Raw genomic sequence first — 22,481 nt, forward strand, 5'->3', positions numbered from 1 at the left:
CGATGGTGCCGTGCTCGGCGGCCTCGCGCTTTGTTGAGTCCGGAATCCGGACTCAGCGGGTGCTGTCCCGCGCCCAGTCGCGGCGGAACTCACGCCAGGTCGGCAGCCCCAGGCGGCGGCGTTCGCTGGCGCGATGCGCGGCCAGCAGCACCGCGAACATGGCAAACAGCACGGTGCACACTCCGACGGACACACGCAGCGTCTCGCCGCCGAAGCCCGGGTTCCACCACAGTTGGACCTGCAGCCAAAGTGGTACGACCGCGTACATCGTTGCGAACAGGATCAGCGCGTCCAGCCAGGCCGGCGAAAACGCCACTGGTGGCATGGGCAGTCCAAGCCGCCAAAGCAGGCGGTGCGTCAGCGGAAGCAGTGAACCCTTGGCGGCGCCCGCCTCCGTCGCGTTCAGCAGCGCCGCTTGCACCACCGGCGGATAGCGCTCGACCACGCTGCGGTCACCGGCAAGATATCCCGCCAGCAAATAGTACGTGCCGCCGCCACGCGCATGCCGGCCGGTCACCAGCATGCTGCCGAAAATGAGTACCACGGGCATGAGCATCGGCCAGTTGGCGCGCGAGAGCATGCCGTCGCCAGGTTCCTCGTAGTCAAGCAACCAGAGCAGGGCGAAGGCCAGAACGATGATGCCCAGGTTCACCCATCGCTGCCGCCGCGCCATCGCCCGCCAGTTTCGCGCGAGGTCTTCGCCGGAGTCAGGTGCGGAGGACCGCATGTCGCACTCCGGAAAAACCGATGCAAACCATGCTTACTGCTCGAAGCTCACGGACTCGGGGCCGCTGTGCTTCGGACGGATCACCACCGTTCCGGCGATCTTGTCGTGCCAGCCCTGCTTGCGCGGGTCGAATGCGACCCAGATGATGCCGATCAGCAGCGGCAGCGTCGCCACGAAGTACGCCACATAGCGAAGGATGGCCTGGCCAACGGTGAGGCTGCTGCCGGTCCTCGCATCGACCACCTGGGCCTTGACCGCCATCTTGCCTGGAGTGGCCCGCTTGTAGAGCCAGAACAGGACGACGGCAATCGCGGGCAGCACCCAGGAGATCAGGAAGTCCGCCGGGCCCGCGATCAAAGGCCCATCCTCGACAGTGAAGTATCCCCACCCGTATATCGAGACCAGAAGAGGGACCGACACCAGCATCAGCAGGATCCAGTCGATGATCGTCGCGCCGACGCGCGGCCAGAAACCCACGTATTCGAAGTCGTTGTCCTGCATGAATCCCCCTGGATGAATGACCCGAACGTGGTTCGGCTGCAAGCAATAATTGTAGGACACCTGCCGGGCGCGCATCACCTGCCTAATGGCGCCACATAAACCCCAGCACAAGAAACCCCGTGCCCGCCGCCGCGCCCAGCGCGACACCGGCCACCACATCCCGGACGGTATGACGGTGCAGCGCCAGGCGTGACCACGACACGATTGCCGCCAGCGCCAGAAGGGTCGCCGCGACCCAAGCCAAGGGCCACGCCAGGAAGGCGGAGAACACGATGAAGCCAACGTGCAGCGACGCTTTGGCGTGGGCGCGCAGCACATGGCCGGCCATGACCATAGCGGCTGCCATTGCGAACCCCAGAAAGACCTGCGCGTCCTGGCCGGTCGCAAGCAGCGCCACGGCAACGACCATGAGCATCAAGGCGAGCAAGGGGTTGAGCTGGCTGCGCTCGCTCGGGACGGACGCATCGATATGGGTCCACTTCCCCGACCGTACCTGCGCGAAACTGTAGGCGAGGACGCCAGCAGCGATCGCCAATGCCGCGAGCATGGCGACCCAAACCGTTGCTGGTGCGGAATCCCCCCGGGCTGCAGCCAGCGTGATGATGGCCGGAACAATGATGGCGGGATGACCAACGATGGACACCGCACGCGCCAGGATGATCCGTGACGCCTGGCTGCCGGAACCTGTCGATGGGGACACGCCGGCACTCCGGTTCAAGGATCAGGAACACCCGAGTGTTCGTCAGGGCTCACGCGGGCCGATCGCATTGGACGTACTGGTCCATTCGGTCACCATCAACAGCGCACCGAGCCTAGCACCGCCCACGGCCGGATTCTAAATCAGGGATGGCCGCGACCGTTGGCGGTTCCCGTCACCTTCCTTCGACATGTTCCGTAACCACCACGAGACACGCCATGGACAGCCAGACAGTCACAGCCGCGGCACTTCTTTCCGCCACTCTTGCGATCGCGCTGGCGACCGGATGCAGCAACGACACCAGCGACAGCCGTCATTCCAACCTTGTCGACGCTGCCACCGCTCCGACCGCTGCAAGCCGCCACGCCACTCCCACCACCGAACCTGGCACCCGGCCCGCCAGCGAGCCGGAAGCGCAGGAAGACGTCCAGCCACTGGTGCTTACCGACGCCGTGCTCGAGCGCTACGCGCGCGGGCTGGTCAAGGAGGCCGAGATCATCCGCCGGCCCGGCCGCGGCACGCACTACGGCGTCACTGTCACCGGCAGCGTGAGCGGCGGCGAATCAGGCGAGGTCCTGGAAGCCGCCGGCATGACCGCACGCCAGTACCTTGAAGTGCGGACGCTGGTGGATCCGGTGTTCACCACCCTCAACTTCCAGGGCAAGATCGGCCCGCCGCGCAGCATCGACCTGGACGCGGCCAGCCCTGAATTCCGCCAGCGGATGGCAAGCGACCCGCTGGATCAGCTGCCGCCGGAGTCGGCCGATGTGCTGCGCCGGAACATGGATCGACTGGTGCCGCTCTGGAGCGACATCGTCGGCCTGACCGCCCAGCACGGCTAGCGTCTGCGCAGCAGCCGCCCCGGGCGGTGTTGCTGCACTTCGCCGTCCTCCAGCGCGGGCTGGCCGTTCACCATCACCAGATCGAAGCCTTCGGCCATCGCGGTCGGGTTCACGTAATCCGCACGCGCCCGCACGCGCGCCGGATCGAACAGCACCAGGTCGGCCTTTGCGCCGGTGCGGATGGTGCCGCGATCGGCAAGACCCAGGATCGAGGCCGGCAGCGAGGTCGCCCTGCGCACCGCTTCTTCCAGCGTGACGCGCGGCTGCCTGACCACGAAGTCCTCGATCCACTTGGCAAAGGTGCCGGCACCACGGGGGTGGCTGCCGCCCGGCGAGCCGTCGCTGGCCACCGCTACCCGCGAGTCCAGCAGCAGCCGGTCCTGCAGCGCCCGATCCATGACGAAGTGCGCGGCCTGGCCACCGCCGGGGCCGATATCGATCAGGACATCGGCGAACGGCATGTCGCGGGCTTCGGCCACCTGCAGCAGCGTCCTGCCGGCGTGCGGGCCCTCGCCGAACAGCAAGGCCCCGGGGCCGCCGCGCTGCGTCATGCGCTGCTGCAGGTATGCGCGCAGTTCGTCGCGCCTCGCCTCCAGCACGGCGGCGTAGTCGCTCGGCGGCAGCGCCCATTCCGGGAACAGGATCGAGACCCCGGTGTAGCTGGCCTCGTAGGGATAGGCGTCGGCGGTCAGCGGCTGGCCGGGCCCGCGCAGCGACTCCAGGAACGCGAGCAGCTCTACCGCGGCGGCCTCGCCTTTGCCATAGACCATCTTGAGGTGCGAAACGTGGGCGCGCGCAGGGCCGGCGGCGGCGACCAGCTCGCGGATGGACGCACGCACGTCGTCGACGTCCTCGGAGCGCATATGGCTCATGGCCACGCCGTTGTAGCGGGCGATCACCGGGCCCAGGCCGACGAGCTCGCGCTGTTCGGCATAGCGGCCGGGTACGTACTCGAGCCCCGTGGACATGCCGAAGGCCCCGGCGCGCAGGTCGGCTTCAAGGATGGCCTGCATGCGCGCCAGCTGCGCGTCGGAAGGCTGGCGCGTGCCGTCGTCGATGCCGGCGCGGCGGCGCAGCGTGCCGTGGCCGGACAGGGTGGCGATGTTGATATCCGATGCCGCGCGCTCCACCGCGTCCATCCAGGATGGCAGGCCGCCGGCATCGTGGCGCGTACCCGGCAGCGCGGGGCTGCCGCCGTCCTGGCCCAACACCACGGTCGTTACGCCCATGGCGAGGAAAGGCGTGAACGCGGTCTTGAGCGGATCGCCGTGCGTATGCAGGTCGATGAAGCCCGGCGCCAGCACGCGGCCACCACCGTCGACCACGCGCAGGCCGCGCGCGTCAGTGTCTGACAGGCGGCCGATGTGGTCGATGCGATCGCCGCGAACCCGCACGTCGGTGCGCTGCCCCCGTGCGCCGCTGCCGTCTACCAGCAGCACGTCGCGCAGCACCCAGCCCGGTACGTGCCCGCCGGATGCCGCGCGCAGGTGATGCAGCGGCAACATCGCGCAGGCAGCGCCCGCCGCCATTGCGCCCAGGAACCTGCGCCGGGAGTCTTTCGATTCAAGCATGGTCATTCCAGTCGGGCATGGCGGCAGCTCCTCTTGGTTCAAAGCGAGCGCTGCGATCGCGCTGCAATGGGCCTGGTGTCCAGACGGAACGCGGGCTACAGCGCGCCCCGCCAGTTGGCATGCGTGCGCCAGAACTCCACGCTGCGCCGATAGGCCTCGCGGTCCACCGGCACGCCCGAGCCGCCCTCCTCCACGCCCAGCGCGTTGCGCATCATCGTGATCGGCGCCATCGGCGTTTCCTCCGGCTCCGCGGTGTACATGCAGCCGACGACGCCCCAGTCGGCGTCGATCACCGTGCCTTCCTTCGCCAGCTGTTCACGGCTGTAGAGGATGGCGACCAGATAGTCGGCAACCGGCGGCTCGAGGCCTTCGAACCAGCGCACCAGCACCGGCAGTTCGTCGCGGGTACGGGCCTCGTAGTCCGACCGCAGCAGGTGGCGGTTGGCATCGGTGACGGGCACCGCCAGGCAGCGGGTCGAGGTCCAGTTGCGGTGCACGTGCAGCTTGCAGAACGGCGCGTAGCCGTCGAGCACCTTGAGCGGCGGCACTGCGTTCAGATGCTGCTCGAACGCCTCGGGCGTCACGTCCTGGATGGTGTTGCGGCGCCGTTCGCGGAACAGCCGGCTGCGTGCGAATTCGGTGAGGGCGACTGACATGGGGCGGCAGTCTAGCAGCGGTGCATGCTGACGTAGCGGCGCGGGCCGCCGTCGATCGGATCATCGAATTCCAGCGCATGCGCGAACAGCTGCAGCGCGCGTGCCGGATCATCGGCGCCGCGTTCGAGCACCTGCGGATAGAAGGGATCGTTGAGGATCGGTGCGCCCAGCGCCGCCATGTGCACGCGCAGCTGGTGCTTGCGGCCGGTGACCGGCTGCAGGCGATAGCACCACGCTGCGGCACCGCGTTCGACCACGTCGACATGCGTTTCGCTGTTGGCTTCGCCCGACGCTTCATGCATGCGGAAGAACGGCTCTCCGCGTTCGAGCCGGCTGCGGTGTACGTGCGGGAACGCCAGCCCAGGCAGCGGCGGCGCCAGGGCCAGGTATTCCTTGTCGATGCGGCGCTCCCGGAACAGTGCCTGGTAGCGGGCGCGGCTGTCGCGGCGTGCGGAGAACAACACCAGTCCCGCAGTGTCGCGGTCGATGCGGTGCAGTGGCACCAGATCGGGATTGCCCAGGCGCTCGACCAGGCGGGTCAGCAGGGTCTCGCGCACAAAGGCACCGGTGGGCGCGACGGGCAGGAAGTGCGGCTTGTCCGCCACCACCAGGTGCTCGTCGGCGTGGATCACGGATTCGAGGAATGGAATGGGCGCTTCGTCGGCCACTTCGCGGAAATAGTGGATCTCCGCGCCGGGCCGGCAGGCCGCGGCGGCATTCAGTGGGCGGCCATCGGCATCCAGCACCATCCCGCGCGCGAAACGCTGCCGCCAGGTGTCGCGATCGATCGCCGGGAAGCGGGCGCACAGCGCGTCCAGCAGCGTCGCCCAGGGGCCGGGCGACAGCTGCAGGCGGCTTGCGGGGACTCCGCTGCGAACCGGGCGTGGCATGCGGGACATTCGGTGCGACGGCCGGCTATGCCCGGAACACCGGCTCCAGCAGGCGAAAGGTGCCGGCATCGGCGTCCATCTCCACGCGGCCGCCCACGGGCACGATGAACTGCTGCCGGATATGCCCGATCATCGCGCCGCGATAGGCCGGGATGCCAAGCGGCTTGATGTAGTCGTCGAGGATCTGCCCCAGCGTCAATGATCCATAGCCGTCGCCCGGCTCGCAGTCGGTGCACTCGCCGAAGATGACGCCGGCCACCTTGTCCAGCGCGCCCATCAGCTTCAGCGTGCTGAGCATGCGGTCGATGCGGTACGGCGCCTCGGACACGTCCTCGAGGAACAGGATCCTGCCGCTGAAATCCGGCAGGTAGGGCGAGCCGGCCAGCGCGCTCAGCACCGCCAGGTTGCCCCCCACCAGCTCGCCGCGGGCGGTGCCGCCGGCGATGGTCACGGTGCGGTTGCGGCGCTGCACCAGTTCGTCGCCGGCATCGGCCACGTTGCGGTATCGCATCAGCTCGCGGTCGAAGAACAGGCGCCTGAACTGGTCGGCGTTGAAGCTGTTCCAGCTGCCGGAGCCGTTGGGTCCGTGGAAGGTGACCAGGCCGGTCTGCGCGTGGATGGCGTTGTGCAGCGCGGTGATGTCGGAATAGCCGAGCAGCACCTTGGGGTTGGCGCGGATGGCGTCGTAGTCCAGCAGCGGCAACAGGCGCGCGGCCCCGGAGCCGCCGCGCACCGCGATGATCGCCTTGACCTCGCTGTCGGCGAACATCGCATTGAGGTCGCCGGCGCGCTCTTGGTCGGTACCCGCCAGATGGCCGCGCCGGGCCGCGTAGTGCGCCCCGGTCCGGACCTTGAAGCCGAGCGCCTCCATCACCTCTTGGGCAAGCTGAAGCGTGAACTCGTCCTCGACCGGCGATGACGGGCTGACCAGCCCCACGGTGTCGCCGGCCTTGATCGCCATCGGCAGCAGGCGCCCGCCGGCGGCTGCCGCCATCGCCCCGCGGCCACCCGCCAGCGGAAGCAGCAAGGCCATCAATGCGGCGCGTTCGATGAATGTCCGTCTGTCCACGTTGTCCTCCGGTCAACTAAAGCAGGGGCACCAGGCGGTGCGACGGGTCCTGGCAAACCACCAGGCGGCGTTCCCCGGCCGCGGCGCCCACAGCGCGCACGCGCAGGCCCACGGCCAATGCTTCCACGTCCACGGGCGTCGCCTGGCACAGGTTCCAGCGCGCTGGCAGCTGCACGGCCACGCGGCCGCGGTCAGCCGCGTCGACCTCGATCACGGCATTGCCGTCGTAGGTCCATGGCTGGGTGTCGATGGAGGCGATCACACCTTCGATCGAAACCGCCCCCGTCCCGGAGGATGTCGCCGGCACTGGAACACCGGCACAGCCGGCGCTGGCCAGGGCCAGGCCCAGCACCACGGGCATCATCGAAAATCGCGGTCTGGACATGCTCACCTCGCTCTGATGGGGAATCACGGACGAAAGCGCGCGCGCACCTGGCCGTGACCCGTTATCGTAACGCCCGCCGTGACCACTCCGTACGAGGCGCCAGCGTGAGCAAGCCAGCAACCGGTACCGACGCGCATGCCACGCCGGCACGGTGCGAGAACTGCGCCGCCGAACTGCACGGCGAGTTCTGCCACGCCTGCGGGCAGTCCGTGCACAACCCGATCCGCCACGCGGCGCACGCCGTGGAGGAATTCTTCGAGGCGTTCTGGCATCTCGACGGGCGCGTCTTCCGCACCCTGCGCGACCTGATGTCGCCAGGGCGGGTCGGGATCAACTACCTGGCCGGGCATCGTGCGCGCTACATCGCGCCCCTGCGCCTGTTCGTGATCCTGAGCCTGCTCACGTTCTTCATCGGTGCGCTGGCGGTGCACGTGGAGGAGAGCCCCGTCAGCGCCAGCGGGCTCAGCGAAATCAACGCCGCGGGCACGGTGGACGAGGTCGAACGCATCCGCGACCAGGCGGTTGCCGACATCGAGCAGGCGCGTGCCGATGCCGGCAACACGCCCGGGGTAGATCCCTCGCTGGTAGCGGCGGAGGCGCGGATACGTGGTGCCGCCGCCAGCCGCGTGGTCGAGCTGACCGGCAGGCCGGCATCCGAGCGCGCGGCAGGCGCACCAGCGGAGGCCGAGCGCCGGCGCATGCAGATCAACCTGTTCGGCCACAAGGGCGAATGGGACGCAAAAACCAACCCGCTGGTGATCGGCTGGTGGCCGCAGTTCGCAAATGACTGGCTCAACCGCAAGGTCGGCAACCTCGAGACCAATATGCAGTCCTTCGACGGCGCCGCCATCGACGCATGGCTGCAGGGGGCGATGGCGGCGGCGCCCTCGGCGCTGTTCCTGCTGGTGCCGGTGTTCGCGCTGCTGCTGAAGCTGGCCTATCTGTTCACGGGGCGCCTGTACCTCGAGCACCTGGTGGTCGCCCTCTACAGCCACACCTTCCTGCTGATCATGCTGACGCTGGCATTCCTGCTGTCGGCGCTCGACGGCCTGGTCACGTCCAGGCCGCTTGGCATCCTGCTTGATCTCGCCTTCGCCGCCGTGGTGCTGTGGATGCCGGTCTACCTGCTGCTGATGCAAAAGCGCGTATACCGGCAGGCCTGGTGGCTGACCGTGCTCAAGTACCTGGTGATCGGCAACACCTATTTCGTGATGCTGACGTTCGCCACGCTGCTGGTGTTCCTGGCCCGGCTCACTTCGGCCTGACGCTCCACCCTGAAGTCGATCGGTTTGTAGCTGAAGTTGTTCGACTGCCCGGCCGAGCACGCCGTCATCGCCACCACCAGCGGCATCTCCGCACGCAGGCGCACGAAGTCGCCGGCGCGGCTCAACGGTGGAAGCACGGCGACCGCACCGGTGTCGCCGTCCACCGTCACGTTCATGAAAATGTTGAAGGCGACGGGAATGCGGTCGATGCCGATGCCATAGGGCTCCAGCGCCCCGGCCAGGTTGCCCTCGCAGCCGGGCCGGCCCTCGGCCTCGCCATAGAGGATCTCGAACATCCGCTTCGAACACGGCGTGAGTGTGAAGTCGTGCCGCCCGCAGGTGTCATCGATGATGGTGAACATCGGTCGGCTGCGGTTGGAATGCAGCACGTCGCCGGTACTCAACCAAAGCTTCGATGCGTAGTCGATCGAGCGGCCGGACGAGAGGTACTCCGCCAAGTCGTCGCGGGCGAACGCCGTCAGGTCGCTGACCTGCTGGCCCATCGGGTCGATGACGATGAGCTCATCACCCGCGTCGAGTTCGATCGCACGCCCCGAGCATGGCGGGATGCGCTGCGTGGCCTGGTCTATGGTCAACGCGATCCCCTTACTCGAAGTGGACAGGTCCAGTTTGGCTCCACCTCGCGGCCGCTGTACTGGCGCGTCTCGCTGGCCATGCCGAAATCAGCCAGGTTCGGATTGATGGTTCCCTGCAGCGCGATGTCCCGCTCGCGCGTTGCCGCTTGCATCTTCTGGTAGCGGCCATCGGCGCGCAGGCGCTCGAACTGTCGATGCGAATTGAAGACCAGTGCCGGCCAGCCGAACCTGCGCGCGGTGCGCGAAGCGCCGGGATGCAGCCCGATCAGGAAGAACGGATGCCCGGCAAGGCTGAGGCTGAACTTCGGGCTGTCGGGGCTGCGGCTGACGTCATCGGCCCAACGCGCGCCGCGACGCACGTCAAGGTCGTGCAGGCGCTGCAGCTGGGCCCACAGCAGGGCTTCAAAGCGGCGCTCGTCGGTATCGCGCGGGCCTTCGAACACAGCCACGAACGAGTGGACCGTGGAATCCTCGGGGTCGGCCGCGTCCAGCATCGCCGCGAAGGCACTGAGTCCATCCAGCAGCGGCGCGTCATTGGCGCGATCACCGAGCGACCTGAATTCGTGCGCCTGGATCGCGTCGCGCGCCAGCGCGGCCTTGGACCCGACGCAGGGGAATGACGCCTCGCCCACGTATTCAAGGAATGCGGCGGCAAGGCGGCCGCCGCTTCCTGCAGGTGCTTGGGGGCACCGGGAATCGGCGGGCCAGGAGTTTGCATCGGTGGAGCTTCGCGCAGCGGCGAGGGACTTCATTGGACGGCATGCTCCTGTCAGCGGGCGTCTTTGGCCAGGTTCGGCCATGACCCCAACCCTACAGATCCGTCCGACAAAGCCGCGTGCACGCGCGGCCCCTGCGCTGCGGCAGAGGCCGAGTCGCGGCATCGGGCAGTCGCTTGTCCGGGCGACTGCGCGATGTCACTCAGAACCGGACTTCGGCGCCCAGCATCAGCGTGTCGGCGCTGTTGATGTCTTCGTACCGGTAGCCGTAGCCATTGAAGTAGGCATAGTTCGTGTAGACCAGGTTCATGTTGAAGTGGCGGTTGAAGTCCACGCCCAGGCCCACGCCGAAATAGCCGCCATCGGCATCAGCGTAGCCCGACTCTTCGGCGTTGAAGTAACCCGCGCGGACCAGGGCATACACCGGACTGCTGCGGCCAAAGTTGAAGCGCGCGTTCGCCCCGATGCTGGCGTAGTCGACCTTGGCATAGGGCACGTCGCCGTCGGTGGTGCTGTCCAGCTTGCCGCCGGCCACTTCGATCCCCACCAGCGTCACCGCGCCGGCCTGCCAGCGGTAACCGGCGTTCACCGCAAGCGCGGACTGGTCGACATCGTCGTACACCCAGCCCTTGCCACCCTGCACGCCGATGAAGAAGCCACCGCGGCCGTCTTCATGGGACGCGCGGGCCGGCTGCGGTCCGGAGTTCGGCTGCGGCGCCGCGTACGACTGCGCCTGTGCAGCTGGCTGCGGCTGGGCGGGCTGCGGGGCCGTCTGCGGCGCGTGCTGATGGCCGGCCGGGGGCGGCACGCGCTTGGCCGGATCCAGCTCGCGCGGCTGCGGCGGCGCGGTGTTGACCGGCTTGGTCTGTGCGTGTGCAGCGGTGGATGCCAATACGGCACTCGCGATCACGGCAGCCATTGCAACCGTCGACAGGGTCTTGCTCATGTGTCCTCCTTGATGGACGTGATGGGCGCGCTCCTGCGCGCCCTCGATCCGGAGGACAGTGAGCAGGTTGCGTGCCACATCCACGGGCCGCGCGGGCGGCTGGATGACGCACGCGCGCAGGGCCTTTCAAAGGCAAAGCGTGACGCTTGGCGTCGCAACTGCGCCCCAAGACCTGCAAATCGGCTTGCCGCGGGGTTGGCGTGATCCCCATGCAGCGCGAACCCGGGTCGATTTCCGTCTTGCCGCTGCCCGTTGCCCGCTGCCGGGTTGCCGTTGCCATACCATGCGGCGTGCCCTCCACGAAGCATCGCCACCATGCGTCGATTCCCTGCCCTGCTCCTGCTTCTCTTCCCGCTCCTGCTGCTGTCGCCACCGCTCACCGCGTCCGCGATGCCGCCTCCGCCCACGTGGCTGGACGAACTGGACGCGCTGTACGACAGCCACATCCGCGTGCCGGGACTGGAAGACCGCAGGTTTTCGCCAGAGCACTGGTGGGATGTGGCGGGGCCGCTGGCCTCCGGCGCGGCCGGCTTCCAGACCGAAGCCCTTGGCAACAGCGTGGAGGGCCGGCCCCTGCGCCACGTGTCATGGGGCAAGGGCGACACCCGCGTGCTGCTGTGGTCGCAGATGCACGGCGACGAGAGCACCGCGTCGATGGCGCTCGCCGACCTGTTCAACTTTCTCGGCGGGCAACCCGCGCATCCGCTGGTGCAGCGCCTGCGCCAGGGCACCACGCTGCACGTCCTGCCGCTCGTGAACCCCGACGGCGCGGCGCGCTTCCAGCGCCGCAACGCGCAGGGGATCGACATCAACCGCGACGCACGCGCACTCGCCAGCCCCGAGGCGCGCGCCCTGCATGCGCTGCGCGAGCGGGTGAAGCCCGCGTTCGGATTCAACCTGCACGACCAGCGGGTGGGCTACCGCGCCGGCGATTCCGATCGCGGCACCGCCATCGCCCTGCTCGCCCCCGCCTTCAACGCATCCCGCGAGGTGGACGCCACTCGCGCCCGCGCCATCGAAGTAAGCGTGGCCATCCGCGCGGTGCTCGAGCCCTACATCGCCGGCCATATCGCCAAGTGGGACGACACCTTCAACCCGCGCGCTTTCGGCGACCTGACGGCGAAGTCAGGCGTATCGACCGTGCTGATCGAATCCGGCGGCATCGAGGGCGACCTGCAGAAGCAGCAGCTGCGCAAGCTGAATTTCATCGCCCTGGTCGGGGCGCTGGACGCTATCGCCACCGGAGCGCATGCCGGCCTGCCGCGCGAGCACTACGACGAGCTGCCGGAAAACGGCAGGGTCTGGCCGGACCTGCTGGTCGCCGGCGGCACGCTTGCACTGCCCGGGCAGCCGCAGGCGCGGGTGGACCTGCTGGTGGACTTCGAACAGCCGCTGCTCGAACGCGGCGGCACCATCGCGGACATCGGCGACCTGGATGGCGTGCAAGCACGGCGGAGCATCGATGCGTCGGGGCTGTACATCGTGCCGTTCGACCCGTCGGGAGAGGCCGCGGGCCAGGCGCACAGGGCGCTGGCGCCGGACATGCCGGCGTACTTCCACCTCAGCCGCGACCCGCAGGGCCGCGACGTGGTCTGGACCCTGGCGGGCGACGTGGATGCGGCAGGGCCCTGAGCCCAGCGCCACCCTATTCGCGGAACAGCGGGACCAGGCTCTCGCGCGACAGCGGCACGAACACGTGGCTGCGCTCGCCGAAGCGCAGCGTCACCTCATAGCGGTCGGGCTGCTGCCACAGGGCGTCGTCGATGGCGGCCCTGGCGCCAGTATCGCGGTGGGCGACCGACACCTGCAGCGCCGGCGCGCCGGCCTGTTCGTTGCGGCGCAGGAACGCGATCACTTCATCGCGCTGCGCCTGTGCATCGGATGCCTCGCGCACCCGCTCCCATGCGCTGTCGAACTCACTGGCTGTGGTCATGCTGCCTCCGGCTGCCTGGTTCCCGCAGGCTAGCAGCAGGGCCAGTGCACAGGCGAGTGCAATCGATTTCATGCGTTGCGTCCGCGACGTGCGTCAGGTGTTGTCCTCCACCCAGTCCTCAACGAGGTCAAGGTGGCGGTCGCGCACTTCCATGCCCGAGTTCATGATGCTGTTGTCGTCGCCCTGGTGTTCGTGCCCGTCGTGGTATTCGTCGGGCAGGCCGATCATGTGGCCGAACTCGTGCGCGGTGCCGACCTGCGGCATGTCCGCGCCCTTGTTGACGGCGCGGTTGTCCTCGCTGTCGAGGTGCGAGATGTTGCCCGGGCCGACCGAGCTACGATGGAAGTCGCCATCGGGGATCCGCAACACGTTGATGTTGTAGTTCTCGCTCGGGTCCATCATGTCGCGGAAGCGGCCCATGAACCCGCTTTCCTGCTCGCTGACGTCGAGCTTCACGTCCAGGGTGACGTCCATGCCGTCATCGGTGGTGAAGGTGCGCCCGCTCCAGGCCTTCTCAACCTCGGCCACGTAGTCGTCCATGAAGGCCTGCTTTTCCTCGGGGGTCCAGTTCAGACCGTCCGCCCCATCCTCGAAGTTGAACTCGATCTTCATGTGCAGCTCGAGCGTGTAGCTGCCGTCCGACTCGCGGTACAGGTGCAGCTCGTATGCATCGCGATGCCCGCCAACGTCGACGCTGTCCTCGGTCGCCACCAGTTCGCGCTCACCGGACGCGCCGCTCTTGCCACCAAACCGCTCGGGGCCCAGGGCATCGGCGACGGCCTTGCCGGCCTCGCGGACCGTGTCGAACATGCGTTCGACGCCATCGGCCACCGGCGCGCGCTGCAAGTTGGTCTGCATCGCGTCCGGGCGCCCGTTCGCCGCGTCAAGCGCGGCATGGGAGATGCGGCTGGAAATGTCGACGAAGGTCATGGCGGGCCACGCAGGTGAGGAGACGACCCGAAACTAGGAGTGACCGGAGGAGCGGGCAATCCGGGGCCGACCCTAGCCCGCCCTGATCCTCATTCGCCTTGCGCAGCCCCTTCCGGGCCCGCATAGGTCCCCACCAGCACGCCCTTGTCCACCACGTGCTCCCGCATCGCTCCGAGCAGGGCATCGCGGCCTGCACCGGGGTCGACCTCGAGCATGGTGTCCAGGGCGAAGACCTGGACGTGATAGTGGTGTATGCCGCTTCCAGCCGGCGGCCTCGGCCCGAAATAGCCGACCGATCCGCGGTCGTTGGTCCCCTGCAGCATGCCATCCGGTTCGGCCAGGCGCGGGTCGGTCGCGAGGCCTTCCGGCAGCGAGGTCACGCCGGCCGGGATGTTCCAGGCCAGCCAGTGCAGATAGGGCTCGGGCCGATCGGCATCGGGATCCTCCATGAGCAGGGCGTACGACTTCGCGCCCTCCACCGGCTGCCAGGCCAGCGGCGGCGACACGTCGTCGCCATAGGCGCTGTAGCGCAGCGGGATCGGCTGGCCGTCCGCGAACGCCTGCGATTGCAGCGCCAGGGCGGCGGCAGTGGCTGTACGGGTTTCCGCGCGTTCGAAGGCGACCGGCGAGTCACCGGCGCGGCAGGCTGCGAAGGTTGTCGCGACAAGCGCGAGCGTGATCAGGAAGGTGCTGCGCTGGAGCAGGGTAGCCATGGCGTGATCCTCTGGAGATGCAGGTTTGGCACGGAGCCATGGTGTCCGGATGCGGGCACGCTGTCGACAGACCGGGGCCAGCCGCGAACCTGAACCCGCCCGCAGCCCGGAAGGCCGCGGCTGGCGCATACTGCCCGGGCCGACTGCAGCCGCAGTCCAACGCTGAGGCGCCGAGGAGACCGGGATGAGCAAGGGACTGGACAAGAAGAAGGAACAGAAAAAGAAGCCGCTCAAGACCATGAAGGAAAAAAAGGCCGAGAAGCGTGACAAAAACGCCTCCAAGCCATTTGCACCGGCGTGAGCGCGCGCCACCCGAAGGACGAGAAAAGGCCCGGCATTGCCCGGGCCTTTTTCATTGGATGACCAGCGCCACTGACGCCGCCGGCCCGCCCCGCGCTTACGGCAGCAGCGCAGTCCATTCGGCGGTGGCGAATTTTTCGCGCGCCAGCGCCTCGGCGCGTGCCAGCTCATCCGCGCGCAGCACGTCCGGCACCAGGCCGCCGTGGCGGCTGCGGAAGGTTTCGATCATGTGTTCGATCACGGCGCTGCGCGGCAGCCCCGTCTGCCGGCGCAGGGGATCGACGCGCTTCGCCGCGCTGGTCGTCCCCTTGTCGGACAGCTTCTCGCGGCCGATGCGCAGCACATCGAGCATCCTGTTCGCATCGATGTCGTAGGCCATCGTGACGTGGTGCAGCACCGCGCCGCGGCGCCTGGTCTGGGCCGCACCGGCAATCTTGCCGTCGCTTGAGGTGATGTCATTCAGGGGCTGGTACCAGGCCTTGACCCCCAGGCCGGCAAGCGCCTCGATCACCCACTGGTCCATGTGCGCATAGGCCTGCTCAAACGTCATGCCCGCCACCAGCGTTTCCGGCGCAATGATCGAGTAGGTGATGGTGTTGCCAGGCTCGATGAACATCGCACCGCCACCGCTGATCCGGCGCACCACCTGGATGCCATGGCGATGCGCCGCCTCGGCATCGACCTCGTTGCGCAGCGACTGGAAGCGGCCCATCACCACCGCGGACCCGCCCCACTCCCAGATCCGCAGCGTGGGCGGGCGGCGTCCGGCGGCCACGTCGTCAAGCATCACATCGTCCAGCGCCATGTGCAGCGCGGGCGCTTGGGGTTCGGCATGGACCAGGTGCCAGGCGTGGTCGTCCCAGCCGGTGCGATCCGACCCGTTCAAGGTGCGTCGCCTTCGCCTGCATCCATGGCGGCATCCGTGGCCACGGAATCCAGCGCGCGGCGCACCGCGATCGCGACGCCTTCGGGCGTGATGCCGAACAGCTGCGGCGCCGGCCCCAGCGCCGCGGTCACCGCAGCGGCCAGCGCGGCCTCGCCGGTATCGATGGGCTGGCCTTCAAGGGCTGCATCAATGGCATCCAGCGCGCTGGCCGGTTCCAGGAAGAAGTCTCCGCTGACCTGCACAGCCGCCATCCGGCCGTCGACGATGGCCAGATCCACCACCACCAGCTTGCCGCCGGAGACCTTGTATTCGCCGTGCGCGGTGTTGCCTGTCGTATCCATGCGCGCAGTCTATCCAAACTTCCCGCGTCTACTGCAGCCGCCTGGCGTTCGAGCAGGCCGAATCTTGCAATCTGCGGATGCGCGACGGGACGAGTGCGGCAGGCAGCCCGGCGCGGTCAACCGGTACACTGCATTCCTTATTTTCCGCGGCGCTGATCCATGTCCGAACCGGTTCGCCTGGCCAAACGTGTCACTGACCTCGCCCGCTGCTCACGCACCGACGCGGAGCAGTACATCAAGGGTGGCTGGGTCTCGGTCGACGGACGCGTAGTCGAGGATCCGGCGTATCCAGTGTCGACCGAGGCCGTCGAAATCGATCCCGCTGCACGGCTGGAAGCCGTCGAACCAGCCACCGTCCTGCTGCACAAGCCGGTGGGCTACGACGCGATCAGCGGCCCCGCCCCCGCCGCGGACCTGGTGTATCCCGAGACCCGATGGCCCGGGGATTCCTCGGGCGTGCGCATGTTGGAGCGGCACTTCAACCGCCTGACGCCGCTGGTGCCGCTGGATGCCGAAGCCAGCGGCCTGATGGTGCTGACCCAGGACGGCCGCGTGTGGCGACGGCTGACCGAGGACCGCGACGAGATCGAGCAGGAATACGTGGTCGAGGTCAGCGGCGAGATCGCGCCCTACGGCCTGCAGAAGCTCAACCACGGCCTGTCCTATGGCGGCCGGGCGTTGCCGCCGTGCAAGGTCAGCTGGCAGAACGAGGTCCGCCTGCGCTTCGCCCTGAAGGGCGTGCAGGGCGGACAGCTGCGCGACGTGTGCGCCCAGGTCGGCCTGGACGTGGTCGCGATCCGGCGCATCCGCATCGGCAAGGTTCCCTTGGCGAAGATGCCCGTCGGCAGCTGGCGCTACCTGCCAGTCGGCGAACGCTTCTGAGCCCTGGACACCCGGCATAGCCGCCCTTTTTTGTGGGAGCGGCTATAGCCGCTCCCACAAAATGTCCGGTGACCCGTTCTCCACTGCGGCTGCGGCTGCGCTCACGGCTGCGCGCTTGACCTGGCTCAAGCACACGCCCTTTCGTGCTGGAGCCCCGCGATGCAATGGCGTATCTATGATGTCCCCGCGCCAGAGGTGCCCTGACCATGCGCTACACCGGCATTTCCAAGTCGATTCTCGACGCCATCGGCGACACGCCCCTGCTCGAGATCGACGGTGTGTTTGCCAAGCTCGAGTTCATGAATCCCTCCGGCTCGATCAAGGCGCGCATCGCCTGGTACATGGTCGAGAAGGCCGAGCAGCAGGGCCTGCTCAAGCCCGGCGACACCATCGTTGAAGCCACCAGTGGCAACACCGGCAACGCGCTGTCGATGGTCGCCGCTGTAAAGGGTTACCGGATGCTGGTCGTGATGCCCGAAGGGCTGTCGAACGAGCGCGTGGCGATTTCGCGCGCCTATGGCGCCGAAGTGAAGTTCGTCGGCCACTTCCACGTCAACGGCGCGCTGGATGAAGCGAAGCGCCTCGGCGCGCAGCCGGGATACTTCGCGCCCAGCCAGTTCGAATCCGAATATAACGTCGAGGAAAACCGGGAGATCCTGGGGCCGGAGATCCTGGCGCAGCTGCAGGGCCGCCTGCCCGATGCGCTGGTGATGGGCGTGGGCACCGGCGGCACCCTGATCGGCGTCGGCCAGGCCTTCCGCGCGGTCAACCCGAAGGTGCGCCTGTTCGCGATGGAGCCTTCGGAATCACAGACCATCCTCTGCGGCGAGATCAGCACCCACCACATCGAAGGCATCTCCGACGGCTTCGTGCCCGGCATCTTCGCCCGGCACTCCGAGCTCGTGGACTCGACGCTGTCGGTTTCCAGCGAGGATGCCATCACCGAGATGCGGCAGCTGGCGCGCAAACACGGCCTGCTCTGCGGCCCGAGCTCGGGCGCGCACCTGCTTGCGGCGCGCCGCGTACGCGAGCAGCATCCCGAGTTCGCCACCGTCGTGACCCTGTTCTGCGACGAGGGCGAAAAGTACCTGCAGGACCACTTCAGCCAGCCGGCGGCTGATATCGTCGCCGACGCGTTCAACTAGCCACCTACCGGGCGATACATGCGGACATTCGTACTCAGGGCGCGCGCGGCGCCCACCGACAGCCAGGCACTATTGGCGTCAGTCGGCAAGGCCGCGCATACGGAAATCCTTGCGCACACGCTGATGAACGCCATCTTCGTGGCCCAGTCGCACCGGCCGGACGTGGTCGTGTACCTGGTGCTGGAAAGCACGCAGGACTTCTCGCGCACCATCCGCTTCGATGCCAACGCGATGACCGACATCGGCGGCTTTGACGAGCGCGCCCTGCTGGGCAAGGTCGCGGCCGCGCTGGACGCGTCCCGCGGCATGGGCAAGGAAGACTCGCGGCCGGTCGAGCCCGGCGTCACCGTGCAGACGCTGAGCTTCGAGCGCCTGGTGCAGGCGCTGGCCGAAGACCACCAGCTCTACATCATGGACAGGAAGGGCGCGCCGATCCGCGAGCAGGCCTTCGAGGGCAATCCCTGCTTCCTGCTGACCGACCACATCCCGATGCCGAAGAAGGCCCTGCCGGGCCTCGAGCGCATGGGCGCCAGGAAGATCACCCTGGGCCGCACGATGCTGTTCGCATCGCAGTGCGTCGTGCTGATCCACCACGAGCTGGACCAGCGCTGACGAATCGCTGGAGCCCTAACCCTGCAGGAGCCATCGTAGGAGCAGCTATAGCTGCGACCGACCCTCTATCGCTGCGACCGACCGTCTATCGCGGCTATAGCCGCTCCTACAAGGTCGGGCGGCGGTGCAGGTGCGGTTCCACCAGCGCGCTCGCCTCAACCACCACGCACGCGCAGCGTCAGCCCCTTCAGGAAATTGCGCAGCAACTGGTCGCCACAGGCGCGGAAGTTCTTGTGCCCCGGCTGGCGGAACAGGGCCGACAGCTCCGGCTTGGACACCGGGAAACCCGCGTCCGCGAACACCTGGTGCATGTCCACGTCCTTCAGCTCGAAAGCCACCCGCAGTTTCTTCAGCACCACGTTGTTGCTGATGCGCTTCTCCACCGGTCGCGACGGCACGCTCTCGTCCCTGCCGCGCAGGTGGACGATCAGCCCGTCCAGGAAATGCGCCAGCACGGTGTCGCTGCAGGCCAGGTAGCCGGGCTCCTCCTCTTTCAGCAGGAAGGCGCGCACGTCATCCTTTTCGATGACGAAGGCCGGATCGGCCAACTGGGCGATCTCGACCACCTTGTTGTCGCTCAGGTCGAGCATGTAGCGGATGCTGCGCAGGACGTCGTTGTTGATCATGGATCCATCATGCGACCAAGGGGCCTGCAATTCTACCGCTGCCGCCGCCCTGCCTACCGCCCGACCGAGCGCTCGACGATGATGCGTTCGGCCAGCCACTGGTTGTTTCCCACCTGCCGCGCCTGGACCCGCACCAGGTCGCCACGCTCCAGGTCCTCCGGGCGATAGCTACGGCCCTGGTACTCGACCGTGGTGCGGCCGTCGTAGGCCAACTGCACGCTGTTGCCGTACCCATCGGCGTCAAGGCGTATCAACCGCGACCGGGTGTCGACATGAGCAACCGGACCGCGCAGGTCATTGCCGTAATCGCCTCCGTAGCCGCCTCCGTAGCCGCCCTCGCGGACGTTGCGCACGACCTCGATCGAACGCGCCCAGAGCTCGCGTCCTGACTCCGCCACGTCGATCCGGATCACGTCGCCACGCTCCAGGCCTTCCACCGCACTCTCGCGTCCCTGGTAGAACAGCCGCGTGCGCTGGTCGTAACGCACCTCCGTCTGCTGCGTGCGGCCGCTGCGCGGGTCGTCCACGACCACGAGGATGCGTTGATAGCCGCGATCAAGGCCGTTCACCGTGCCCTGCAGCTGGCTGCCGTACTGCGCCGGATAGCCTTGATCGGGCTGCCCATAGCCGCCGGCATACCCGCCATGGCCGCCCGGACTGACACAGCCGGCGAGCAGCAGCAGGACGCCTGTGGGAAGCACCATTGCGATGCCGCGGATCGTGTGGTGCATGGGACGCTCCCAAGGTCGTTGGAGAGTTCCATATGCCTCCGCGCCCGTGAACGCAGGATCAGTGGGCGATGAAGCCCGACGTCAGGAGCGCCTGCAACCTGCGAAGAACCGCAGCATCTGTGCCGATGCGCCGGGCCCCTGCGGATCGGTGTAACTGCCACCAGCATCGCCGCCGGACCAGGCGTGGCCGGCACCGTGGATGGCCCAGTGTTCGGCCACGATGCGGCCATCGCCGGTGCGGTGCACGGTGCGGGTCGCGCTGCGCACGCCCGGACTTGTGTCGCGCTCGACGGTGCTGGACGTGGCAACGCCCTCCGTCCCGCTACCGTTGCCGAGGCTCTGTTCGACCACCCCTCGGCCGTTGTTGGGTGCTTGCGAGCACCGCGGCCATCGCGCCACCGGCGGACAGACCGGCCACATACACGCGCGTGGCGTCCAGTCGGTGGCTGGCCACCAGCTGCCGGGTCAGCGCAGCCAGGATCGCCGGCATGCATCAGGCGCATCGCCTGGCGCATGGTGTCGTTGTCGGGGTTCATGGGTGTCCTGATCAGTGGATGCAGCCGGCCAGCGCGGCCTTGACCTTCGGGCTTGCCTGGAGCACGCCGAGCACGGTGATCGACTCGATCGCCTCCAGCGCCAGCTCCGGCGTGACGTCTTCGGCGATACGCACCAGGCCCAGGGCCTGGATCCGCAGGCGCTCGCCGGCATCGCGCGCGGCCTCGAGCTCGCGGCGACCGTAATCCTGCAGTCCCATCACCAGGGTGCGGCGGGCGACCGTATGCCGCAGCGTGTCCCCATGCGCCGTGAGCTGGTTGCGGATGGCGGTGCGGATAAGGTCGGTGCGGTTGGAATAGAAGCCCTCCTGCACCAGCAGGTCGATCTGGCCCAGGTCGACGACCCCGAGGTTGATGGTGATTTTCTCGCTGTCGGCAATGGCGCGGGCGCGGGGGTCGGCGGTCACAGGATGCGGTCCTTGAAGGCGTGCGCCATCCTAGCACCATCCACATGGATGGCGGCAATGCGCTTTCAGTCCGGGATCGCCATGAAGCCGTTTACCTGGCGCCGGCGGCCCAGCCCGGGATCCGTTGTACCTTGCTCCGCCCCGATCCCCTGGCACCGAGCACGCCGCGTCCATGAAGTCCACGCCGCCCATCCACGCACGCCCTGCCAAGGCGCAGGCACGCCCCCAGCTCCACTCGCGCAACCGGCACCAGGGCCACTACGACTTCGCGCGCCTGGTGGGGGCGTGCCCTGCCCTCTCTTCGCATCTGCTGACCACGCCGCGCGGCGATACCAGCATCGATTTCAGCGACCCCGCCGCGGTACGCGAACTCAACCGCGCCATCCTCCACTGTGACTACGGCGTCGCCCACTGGGACCTGCCCGACGGTGCGCTTTGCCCGCCGATTCCCGGGCGCGCCGACTACCTGCACGGACTGGCCGACCTGCTCGCCGAATCCGCCGGCGGTGTAATCCCGCGCAGCGCCTCGATCCGCGTGCTCGATGTCGGCGTCGGCGCCAGCTGCATCTATCCGCTGCTCGGCCATGCCGAGTACGGATGGCGCTTCGTCGGGTCCGACATCGATGCCACATCGCTGCAGGTCGCCGCGGCCATCGTCCACGCTAACAGGCTCGACAAGGCAATCGCACTGCGCCACCAGCCGCGGCCCGGCAACGTGTTCCGCGGCGTGGTGCGCGAGGACGACCGCTTCGACATGACCATGTGCAATCCACCCTTCCACGCGTCGGCCCGCGAGGCCGCAAGCGCCAACCAGCGCAAGCAGCGCCAGCTCGGCGTGGCATCCGCGCCGGCCTCCCGACCGACGCCGGCACCAGCGCTGGCGTCCAACTTCGGCGGCCACGACCACGAACTGTGGTGCCGCGGCGGCGAATCCGAATTCCTGCGCCGGATGATCCGCGAAAGCGCCGAAGTCCAGCATCAGGTGCGCTGGTTCAGCAGCCTCGTCGCCCGATCAGAACACTTGCCTGCACTGCGCAGGCAACTGCGCCAGGTGGAGGCCGTCGAGGTCCGCGAGGTGCCCATGGCCCAGGGCAGCAAGCAGAGCCGGTTCGTCGCCTGGACGTTCCAGCGCGGCGCTCCAGACGCCTGACGATCGACGGGCTGGCGTCAGCTGCCCGTCGGCCCCTTCTGCAGCATCGATTTCAGGCTGGCGAATGGATTGGACGTGGCCGAAGCGGGAGCATCTTCCACGTCCAGGGCACTGACCCCGGTGTGGTCGAGCTGGCGCGAGTGCTCGTTGTCGTGGCAGTACACGCACAACAGCTCCCAGTTGCTGCCGTCGGCCGGATTGTCGGAGTGGTTGTGGTTGCGGTGGTGGACCGTCAGCTCCTGCAGGTTGGCGCGGGTGAACTCACGCGCGCAGCGGCCGCAGATCCACGGGTACATCTTCAGCGCGCGCTCGCGGTACCCCTTGTCGCGCTGATCTGCACTGCGCCGCGCGTCGGCAACGATGCGGTCGAGCCGGTTGTTGTCCAAGGTGGCCATGGTCTCTTCCCCCTT

The 22,481-nt window shown here is 68.0% G+C and carries 29 protein-coding genes; 7 read left to right on the plus strand and 22 right to left on the minus strand.

The window, feature by feature from the left end; all coding sequences use genetic code 11:
• Positions 1 to 52: 52 nt before the first annotated feature.
• The 3 genes from ACW7GZ_RS05455 to ACW7GZ_RS05465 all read right to left on the minus strand — a co-directional run bounded on the left by ACW7GZ_RS05455 (position 53) and on the right by ACW7GZ_RS05465 (position 1,928).
• On the minus strand, positions 53 to 727 hold the full coding sequence (locus ACW7GZ_RS05455; protein WP_457008252.1) for a DUF6404 family protein: 675 nt from the start codon (positions 725 to 727) through the stop codon (positions 53 to 55).
• Between the two features lie 33 nt (positions 728 to 760).
• Positions 761 to 1,228 carry an RDD family protein gene (locus ACW7GZ_RS05460; RefSeq protein ID WP_457003437.1) on the minus strand — a complete coding sequence of 156 codons (468 nt, stop codon included), beginning with the start codon at positions 1,226 to 1,228 and terminating at the stop codon, positions 761 to 763.
• A gap of 82 nt (positions 1,229 to 1,310) precedes the next feature.
• Positions 1,311 to 1,928 carry a phosphoesterase gene (locus ACW7GZ_RS05465; RefSeq protein ID WP_457008254.1) on the minus strand — a complete coding sequence of 206 codons (618 nt, stop codon included), beginning with the start codon at positions 1,926 to 1,928 and terminating at the stop codon, positions 1,311 to 1,313.
• A gap of 215 nt (positions 1,929 to 2,143) precedes the next feature.
• Between ACW7GZ_RS05465 and ACW7GZ_RS05470 the strand changes: the two genes are divergently transcribed.
• Positions 2,144 to 2,767, plus strand: a complete 624-nt coding sequence (locus ACW7GZ_RS05470) for a hypothetical protein (RefSeq protein WP_457003434.1) — start codon at positions 2,144 to 2,146, stop codon at positions 2,765 to 2,767.
• Here the strand turns inward: ACW7GZ_RS05470 and ACW7GZ_RS05475 are convergent.
• From ACW7GZ_RS05475 to ACW7GZ_RS05495, 5 genes are all read right to left on the minus strand, one after another.
• Entirely contained in the window at positions 2,764 to 4,338 is a 1,575-nt protein-coding gene (locus tag ACW7GZ_RS05475; RefSeq protein ID WP_457008256.1) for an N-acyl-D-amino-acid deacylase family protein, read from the minus strand. The genes ACW7GZ_RS05470 and ACW7GZ_RS05475 overlap by 4 nt on opposite strands.
• Positions 4,339 to 4,433: 95 nt before the next feature.
• Positions 4,434 to 4,994 carry a DUF3228 family protein gene (locus tag ACW7GZ_RS05480; RefSeq protein ID WP_457003429.1) on the minus strand — a complete coding sequence of 187 codons (561 nt, stop codon included), beginning with the start codon at positions 4,992 to 4,994 and terminating at the stop codon, positions 4,434 to 4,436.
• An 11-nt stretch (positions 4,995 to 5,005) separates the two neighbouring features.
• Positions 5,006 to 5,893, minus strand: a complete 888-nt coding sequence (locus ACW7GZ_RS05485) for a pseudouridine synthase (protein ID WP_457008258.1) — start codon at positions 5,891 to 5,893, stop codon at positions 5,006 to 5,008.
• A gap of 16 nt (positions 5,894 to 5,909) precedes the next feature.
• Entirely contained in the window at positions 5,910 to 6,953 is a 1,044-nt protein-coding gene (locus tag ACW7GZ_RS05490) for a S66 peptidase family protein (RefSeq protein WP_457003426.1), read from the minus strand.
• Between the two features lie 16 nt (positions 6,954 to 6,969).
• Positions 6,970 to 7,338 (minus strand): hypothetical protein, encoded by a 369-nt coding sequence (locus ACW7GZ_RS05495; protein WP_457008260.1) that lies wholly within the window; start codon positions 7,336 to 7,338, stop codon positions 6,970 to 6,972.
• Positions 7,339 to 7,442: 104 nt separating this feature from the next.
• Here ACW7GZ_RS05495 and ACW7GZ_RS05500 point away from each other — a divergent pair, with 104 nt between their 5' ends.
• On the plus strand, positions 7,443 to 8,603 hold the full coding sequence (locus ACW7GZ_RS05500) for a DUF3667 domain-containing protein (RefSeq protein ID WP_457008262.1): 1,161 nt from the start codon (positions 7,443 to 7,445) through the stop codon (positions 8,601 to 8,603).
• On the opposite strand, the gene ACW7GZ_RS05505 is transcribed toward ACW7GZ_RS05500, so the two are convergent.
• Genes ACW7GZ_RS05505 through ACW7GZ_RS05515 form a run of 3 tightly spaced genes read right to left on the minus strand, consistent with a single transcriptional unit; the run spans position 8,540 to position 10,861 of the window.
• Complete coding sequence (locus tag ACW7GZ_RS05505) at positions 8,540 to 9,199, minus strand: DUF1989 domain-containing protein (RefSeq protein WP_457003421.1); 660 nt, start codon at positions 9,197 to 9,199, stop codon at positions 8,540 to 8,542. The two genes, ACW7GZ_RS05500 and ACW7GZ_RS05505, sit on opposite strands and share 64 nt — an antisense overlap.
• Positions 9,196 to 10,080, minus strand: a complete 885-nt coding sequence (gene gntA / locus ACW7GZ_RS05510; protein ID WP_457008264.1) for a guanitoxin biosynthesis heme-dependent pre-guanitoxin N-hydroxylase GntA — start codon at positions 10,078 to 10,080, stop codon at positions 9,196 to 9,198. The genes ACW7GZ_RS05505 and gntA overlap by 4 nt, the downstream gene beginning before the upstream one ends.
• 37 nt (positions 10,081 to 10,117) lie before the next feature.
• The gene (locus ACW7GZ_RS05515; protein ID WP_457008266.1) at positions 10,118 to 10,861 is read right to left on the minus strand and encodes an outer membrane protein; all 744 of its coding nucleotides are present in this window, start codon (positions 10,859 to 10,861) and stop codon (positions 10,118 to 10,120) included.
• A gap of 315 nt (positions 10,862 to 11,176) precedes the next feature.
• Between ACW7GZ_RS05515 and ACW7GZ_RS05520 the strand changes: the two genes are divergently transcribed.
• Entirely contained in the window at positions 11,177 to 12,493 is a 1,317-nt protein-coding gene (locus ACW7GZ_RS05520; RefSeq protein WP_457008268.1) for a M14 family zinc carboxypeptidase, read from the plus strand.
• 13 nt (positions 12,494 to 12,506) lie between these two features.
• Here ACW7GZ_RS05520 and ACW7GZ_RS05525 read toward each other — a convergent pair whose 3' ends face one another.
• From ACW7GZ_RS05525 to ACW7GZ_RS05545, 5 genes are all read right to left on the minus strand, one after another.
• On the minus strand, positions 12,507 to 12,794 hold the full coding sequence (locus ACW7GZ_RS05525; protein ID WP_343275879.1) for a hypothetical protein: 288 nt from the start codon (positions 12,792 to 12,794) through the stop codon (positions 12,507 to 12,509).
• Between the two features lie 93 nt (positions 12,795 to 12,887).
• Positions 12,888 to 13,724, minus strand: coding sequence for a hypothetical protein (locus ACW7GZ_RS05530; RefSeq protein WP_457003412.1), 837 nt, complete (start codon positions 13,722 to 13,724; stop codon positions 12,888 to 12,890).
• An 89-nt stretch (positions 13,725 to 13,813) separates the two neighbouring features.
• Complete coding sequence (locus tag ACW7GZ_RS05535) at positions 13,814 to 14,437, minus strand: YbhB/YbcL family Raf kinase inhibitor-like protein (protein WP_457003410.1); 624 nt, start codon at positions 14,435 to 14,437, stop codon at positions 13,814 to 13,816.
• 397 nt (positions 14,438 to 14,834) lie between these two features.
• Positions 14,835 to 15,623, minus strand: coding sequence for a lipoate--protein ligase family protein (locus ACW7GZ_RS05540; protein WP_457003409.1), 789 nt, complete (start codon positions 15,621 to 15,623; stop codon positions 14,835 to 14,837).
• The gene (locus ACW7GZ_RS05545; protein WP_457008270.1) at positions 15,620 to 15,964 is read right to left on the minus strand and encodes a biotin--protein ligase; all 345 of its coding nucleotides are present in this window, start codon (positions 15,962 to 15,964) and stop codon (positions 15,620 to 15,622) included. Before ACW7GZ_RS05545 ends, ACW7GZ_RS05540 begins: the two co-directional genes overlap by 4 nt.
• 159 nt (positions 15,965 to 16,123) lie before the next feature.
• On the opposite strand from ACW7GZ_RS05545, the gene ACW7GZ_RS05550 reads away from it, so the two are divergent.
• The 3 genes from ACW7GZ_RS05550 (at position 16,124) to trmY (ending at position 18,603) form a co-directional block, all read left to right on the plus strand.
• Positions 16,124 to 16,846 (plus strand): rRNA pseudouridine synthase, encoded by a 723-nt coding sequence (locus ACW7GZ_RS05550; RefSeq protein ID WP_457008272.1) that lies wholly within the window; start codon positions 16,124 to 16,126, stop codon positions 16,844 to 16,846.
• Positions 16,847 to 17,052: 206 nt separating this feature from the next.
• Complete coding sequence (locus ACW7GZ_RS05555) at positions 17,053 to 17,991, plus strand: PLP-dependent cysteine synthase family protein (RefSeq protein WP_457003403.1); 939 nt, start codon at positions 17,053 to 17,055, stop codon at positions 17,989 to 17,991.
• A gap of 18 nt (positions 17,992 to 18,009) precedes the next feature.
• Positions 18,010 to 18,603 (plus strand): tRNA (pseudouridine(54)-N(1))-methyltransferase TrmY, encoded by a 594-nt coding sequence (gene trmY, locus ACW7GZ_RS05560; protein WP_457003401.1) that lies wholly within the window; start codon positions 18,010 to 18,012, stop codon positions 18,601 to 18,603.
• Between the two features lie 155 nt (positions 18,604 to 18,758).
• Here the strand turns inward: trmY and ACW7GZ_RS05565 are convergent, their stop codons facing one another.
• The 5 genes from ACW7GZ_RS05565 to ACW7GZ_RS05585 form a co-directional block, all read right to left on the minus strand.
• Positions 18,759 to 19,229 carry a DUF1456 family protein gene (locus ACW7GZ_RS05565; RefSeq protein WP_457008274.1) on the minus strand — a complete coding sequence of 157 codons (471 nt, stop codon included), beginning with the start codon at positions 19,227 to 19,229 and terminating at the stop codon, positions 18,759 to 18,761.
• Between the two features lie 53 nt (positions 19,230 to 19,282).
• A complete protein-coding gene (locus ACW7GZ_RS05570) occupies positions 19,283 to 19,960 on the minus strand; it encodes a DUF5666 domain-containing protein (RefSeq protein ID WP_457008276.1) in 678 nt (225 codons plus the stop codon).
• Between the two features lie 81 nt (positions 19,961 to 20,041).
• Positions 20,042 to 20,311 carry a hypothetical protein gene (locus ACW7GZ_RS05575; RefSeq protein WP_457008278.1) on the minus strand — a complete coding sequence of 90 codons (270 nt, stop codon included), beginning with the start codon at positions 20,309 to 20,311 and terminating at the stop codon, positions 20,042 to 20,044.
• Positions 20,283 to 20,450: a PHB depolymerase family esterase gene (locus ACW7GZ_RS05580; RefSeq protein WP_457008280.1), complete on the minus strand. Its 168-nt coding sequence runs from the start codon at positions 20,448 to 20,450 to the stop codon at positions 20,283 to 20,285. Before ACW7GZ_RS05580 ends, ACW7GZ_RS05575 begins: the two co-directional genes overlap by 29 nt.
• Before the next feature lie 57 nt (positions 20,451 to 20,507).
• Complete coding sequence (locus ACW7GZ_RS05585; protein WP_457008282.1) at positions 20,508 to 20,921, minus strand: hypothetical protein; 414 nt, start codon at positions 20,919 to 20,921, stop codon at positions 20,508 to 20,510.
• A 172-nt stretch (positions 20,922 to 21,093) separates the two neighbouring features.
• Here ACW7GZ_RS05585 and rlmF point away from each other — a divergent pair, with 172 nt between their 5' ends.
• Positions 21,094 to 22,071 carry a 23S rRNA (adenine(1618)-N(6))-methyltransferase RlmF gene (gene rlmF, locus ACW7GZ_RS05590; RefSeq protein ID WP_457003392.1) on the plus strand — a complete coding sequence of 326 codons (978 nt, stop codon included), beginning with the start codon at positions 21,094 to 21,096 and terminating at the stop codon, positions 22,069 to 22,071.
• 17 nt (positions 22,072 to 22,088) lie between these two features.
• Here rlmF and ACW7GZ_RS05595 read toward each other — a convergent pair whose 3' ends face one another.
• Complete coding sequence (locus ACW7GZ_RS05595) at positions 22,089 to 22,466, minus strand: YajD family HNH nuclease (RefSeq protein WP_457003390.1); 378 nt, start codon at positions 22,464 to 22,466, stop codon at positions 22,089 to 22,091.
• Between the last annotated feature and the right edge of the window lie 15 nt (positions 22,467 to 22,481).

This window comes from Luteimonas sp. A537 (genome assembly GCF_054052065.1).

Bases quoted from the DNA above. Each gene is read 5' to 3' on its own strand.
- ACW7GZ_RS05455 (WP_457008252.1), bottom strand. From the start codon at position 727: ATGCGGTCCTCCGCACCTGACTCCGGCGAAGACCTCGCGCGAAACTGG.
- ACW7GZ_RS05460 (WP_457003437.1), bottom strand. From the start codon at position 1,228: ATGCAGGACAACGACTTCGAATACGTGGGTTTCTGGCCGCGCGTCGGC.
- ACW7GZ_RS05470 (WP_457003434.1), top strand. From the start codon at position 2,144: ATGGACAGCCAGACAGTCACAGCCGCGGCACTTCTTTCCGCCACTCTT.
- ACW7GZ_RS05475 (WP_457008256.1), bottom strand. From the start codon at position 4,338: ATGCTTGAATCGAAAGACTCCCGGCGCAGGTTCCTGGGCGCAATGGCG.
- ACW7GZ_RS05480 (WP_457003429.1), bottom strand. From the start codon at position 4,994: ATGTCAGTCGCCCTCACCGAATTCGCACGCAGCCGGCTGTTCCGCGAA.
- ACW7GZ_RS05485 (WP_457008258.1), bottom strand. From the start codon at position 5,893: ATGTCCCGCATGCCACGCCCGGTTCGCAGCGGAGTCCCCGCAAGCCGC.
- ACW7GZ_RS05495 (WP_457008260.1), bottom strand. From the start codon at position 7,338: ATGTCCAGACCGCGATTTTCGATGATGCCCGTGGTGCTGGGCCTGGCC.
- gntA (WP_457008264.1), bottom strand. From the start codon at position 10,080: ATGCCGCGACTCGGCCTCTGCCGCAGCGCAGGGGCCGCGCGTGCACGC.
- ACW7GZ_RS05515 (WP_457008266.1), bottom strand. From the start codon at position 10,861: ATGAGCAAGACCCTGTCGACGGTTGCAATGGCTGCCGTGATCGCGAGT.
- ACW7GZ_RS05520 (WP_457008268.1), top strand. From the start codon at position 11,177: ATGCGTCGATTCCCTGCCCTGCTCCTGCTTCTCTTCCCGCTCCTGCTG.
- ACW7GZ_RS05525 (WP_343275879.1), bottom strand. From the start codon at position 12,794: ATGACCACAGCCAGTGAGTTCGACAGCGCATGGGAGCGGGTGCGCGAG.
- ACW7GZ_RS05530 (WP_457003412.1), bottom strand. From the start codon at position 13,724: ATGACCTTCGTCGACATTTCCAGCCGCATCTCCCATGCCGCGCTTGAC.
- ACW7GZ_RS05535 (WP_457003410.1), bottom strand. From the start codon at position 14,437: ATGGCTACCCTGCTCCAGCGCAGCACCTTCCTGATCACGCTCGCGCTT.
- ACW7GZ_RS05545 (WP_457008270.1), bottom strand. From the start codon at position 15,964: ATGGATACGACAGGCAACACCGCGCACGGCGAATACAAGGTCTCCGGC.
- ACW7GZ_RS05550 (WP_457008272.1), top strand. From the start codon at position 16,124: ATGTCCGAACCGGTTCGCCTGGCCAAACGTGTCACTGACCTCGCCCGC.
- ACW7GZ_RS05555 (WP_457003403.1), top strand. From the start codon at position 17,053: ATGCGCTACACCGGCATTTCCAAGTCGATTCTCGACGCCATCGGCGAC.
- trmY (WP_457003401.1), top strand. From the start codon at position 18,010: ATGCGGACATTCGTACTCAGGGCGCGCGCGGCGCCCACCGACAGCCAG.
- ACW7GZ_RS05565 (WP_457008274.1), bottom strand. From the start codon at position 19,229: ATGATCAACAACGACGTCCTGCGCAGCATCCGCTACATGCTCGACCTG.
- ACW7GZ_RS05570 (WP_457008276.1), bottom strand. From the start codon at position 19,960: ATGCACCACACGATCCGCGGCATCGCAATGGTGCTTCCCACAGGCGTC.
- ACW7GZ_RS05580 (WP_457008280.1), bottom strand. From the start codon at position 20,450: ATGCCGGCGATCCTGGCTGCGCTGACCCGGCAGCTGGTGGCCAGCCAC.
- rlmF (WP_457003392.1), top strand. From the start codon at position 21,094: ATGAAGTCCACGCCGCCCATCCACGCACGCCCTGCCAAGGCGCAGGCA.
- ACW7GZ_RS05595 (WP_457003390.1), bottom strand. From the start codon at position 22,466: ATGGCCACCTTGGACAACAACCGGCTCGACCGCATCGTTGCCGACGCG.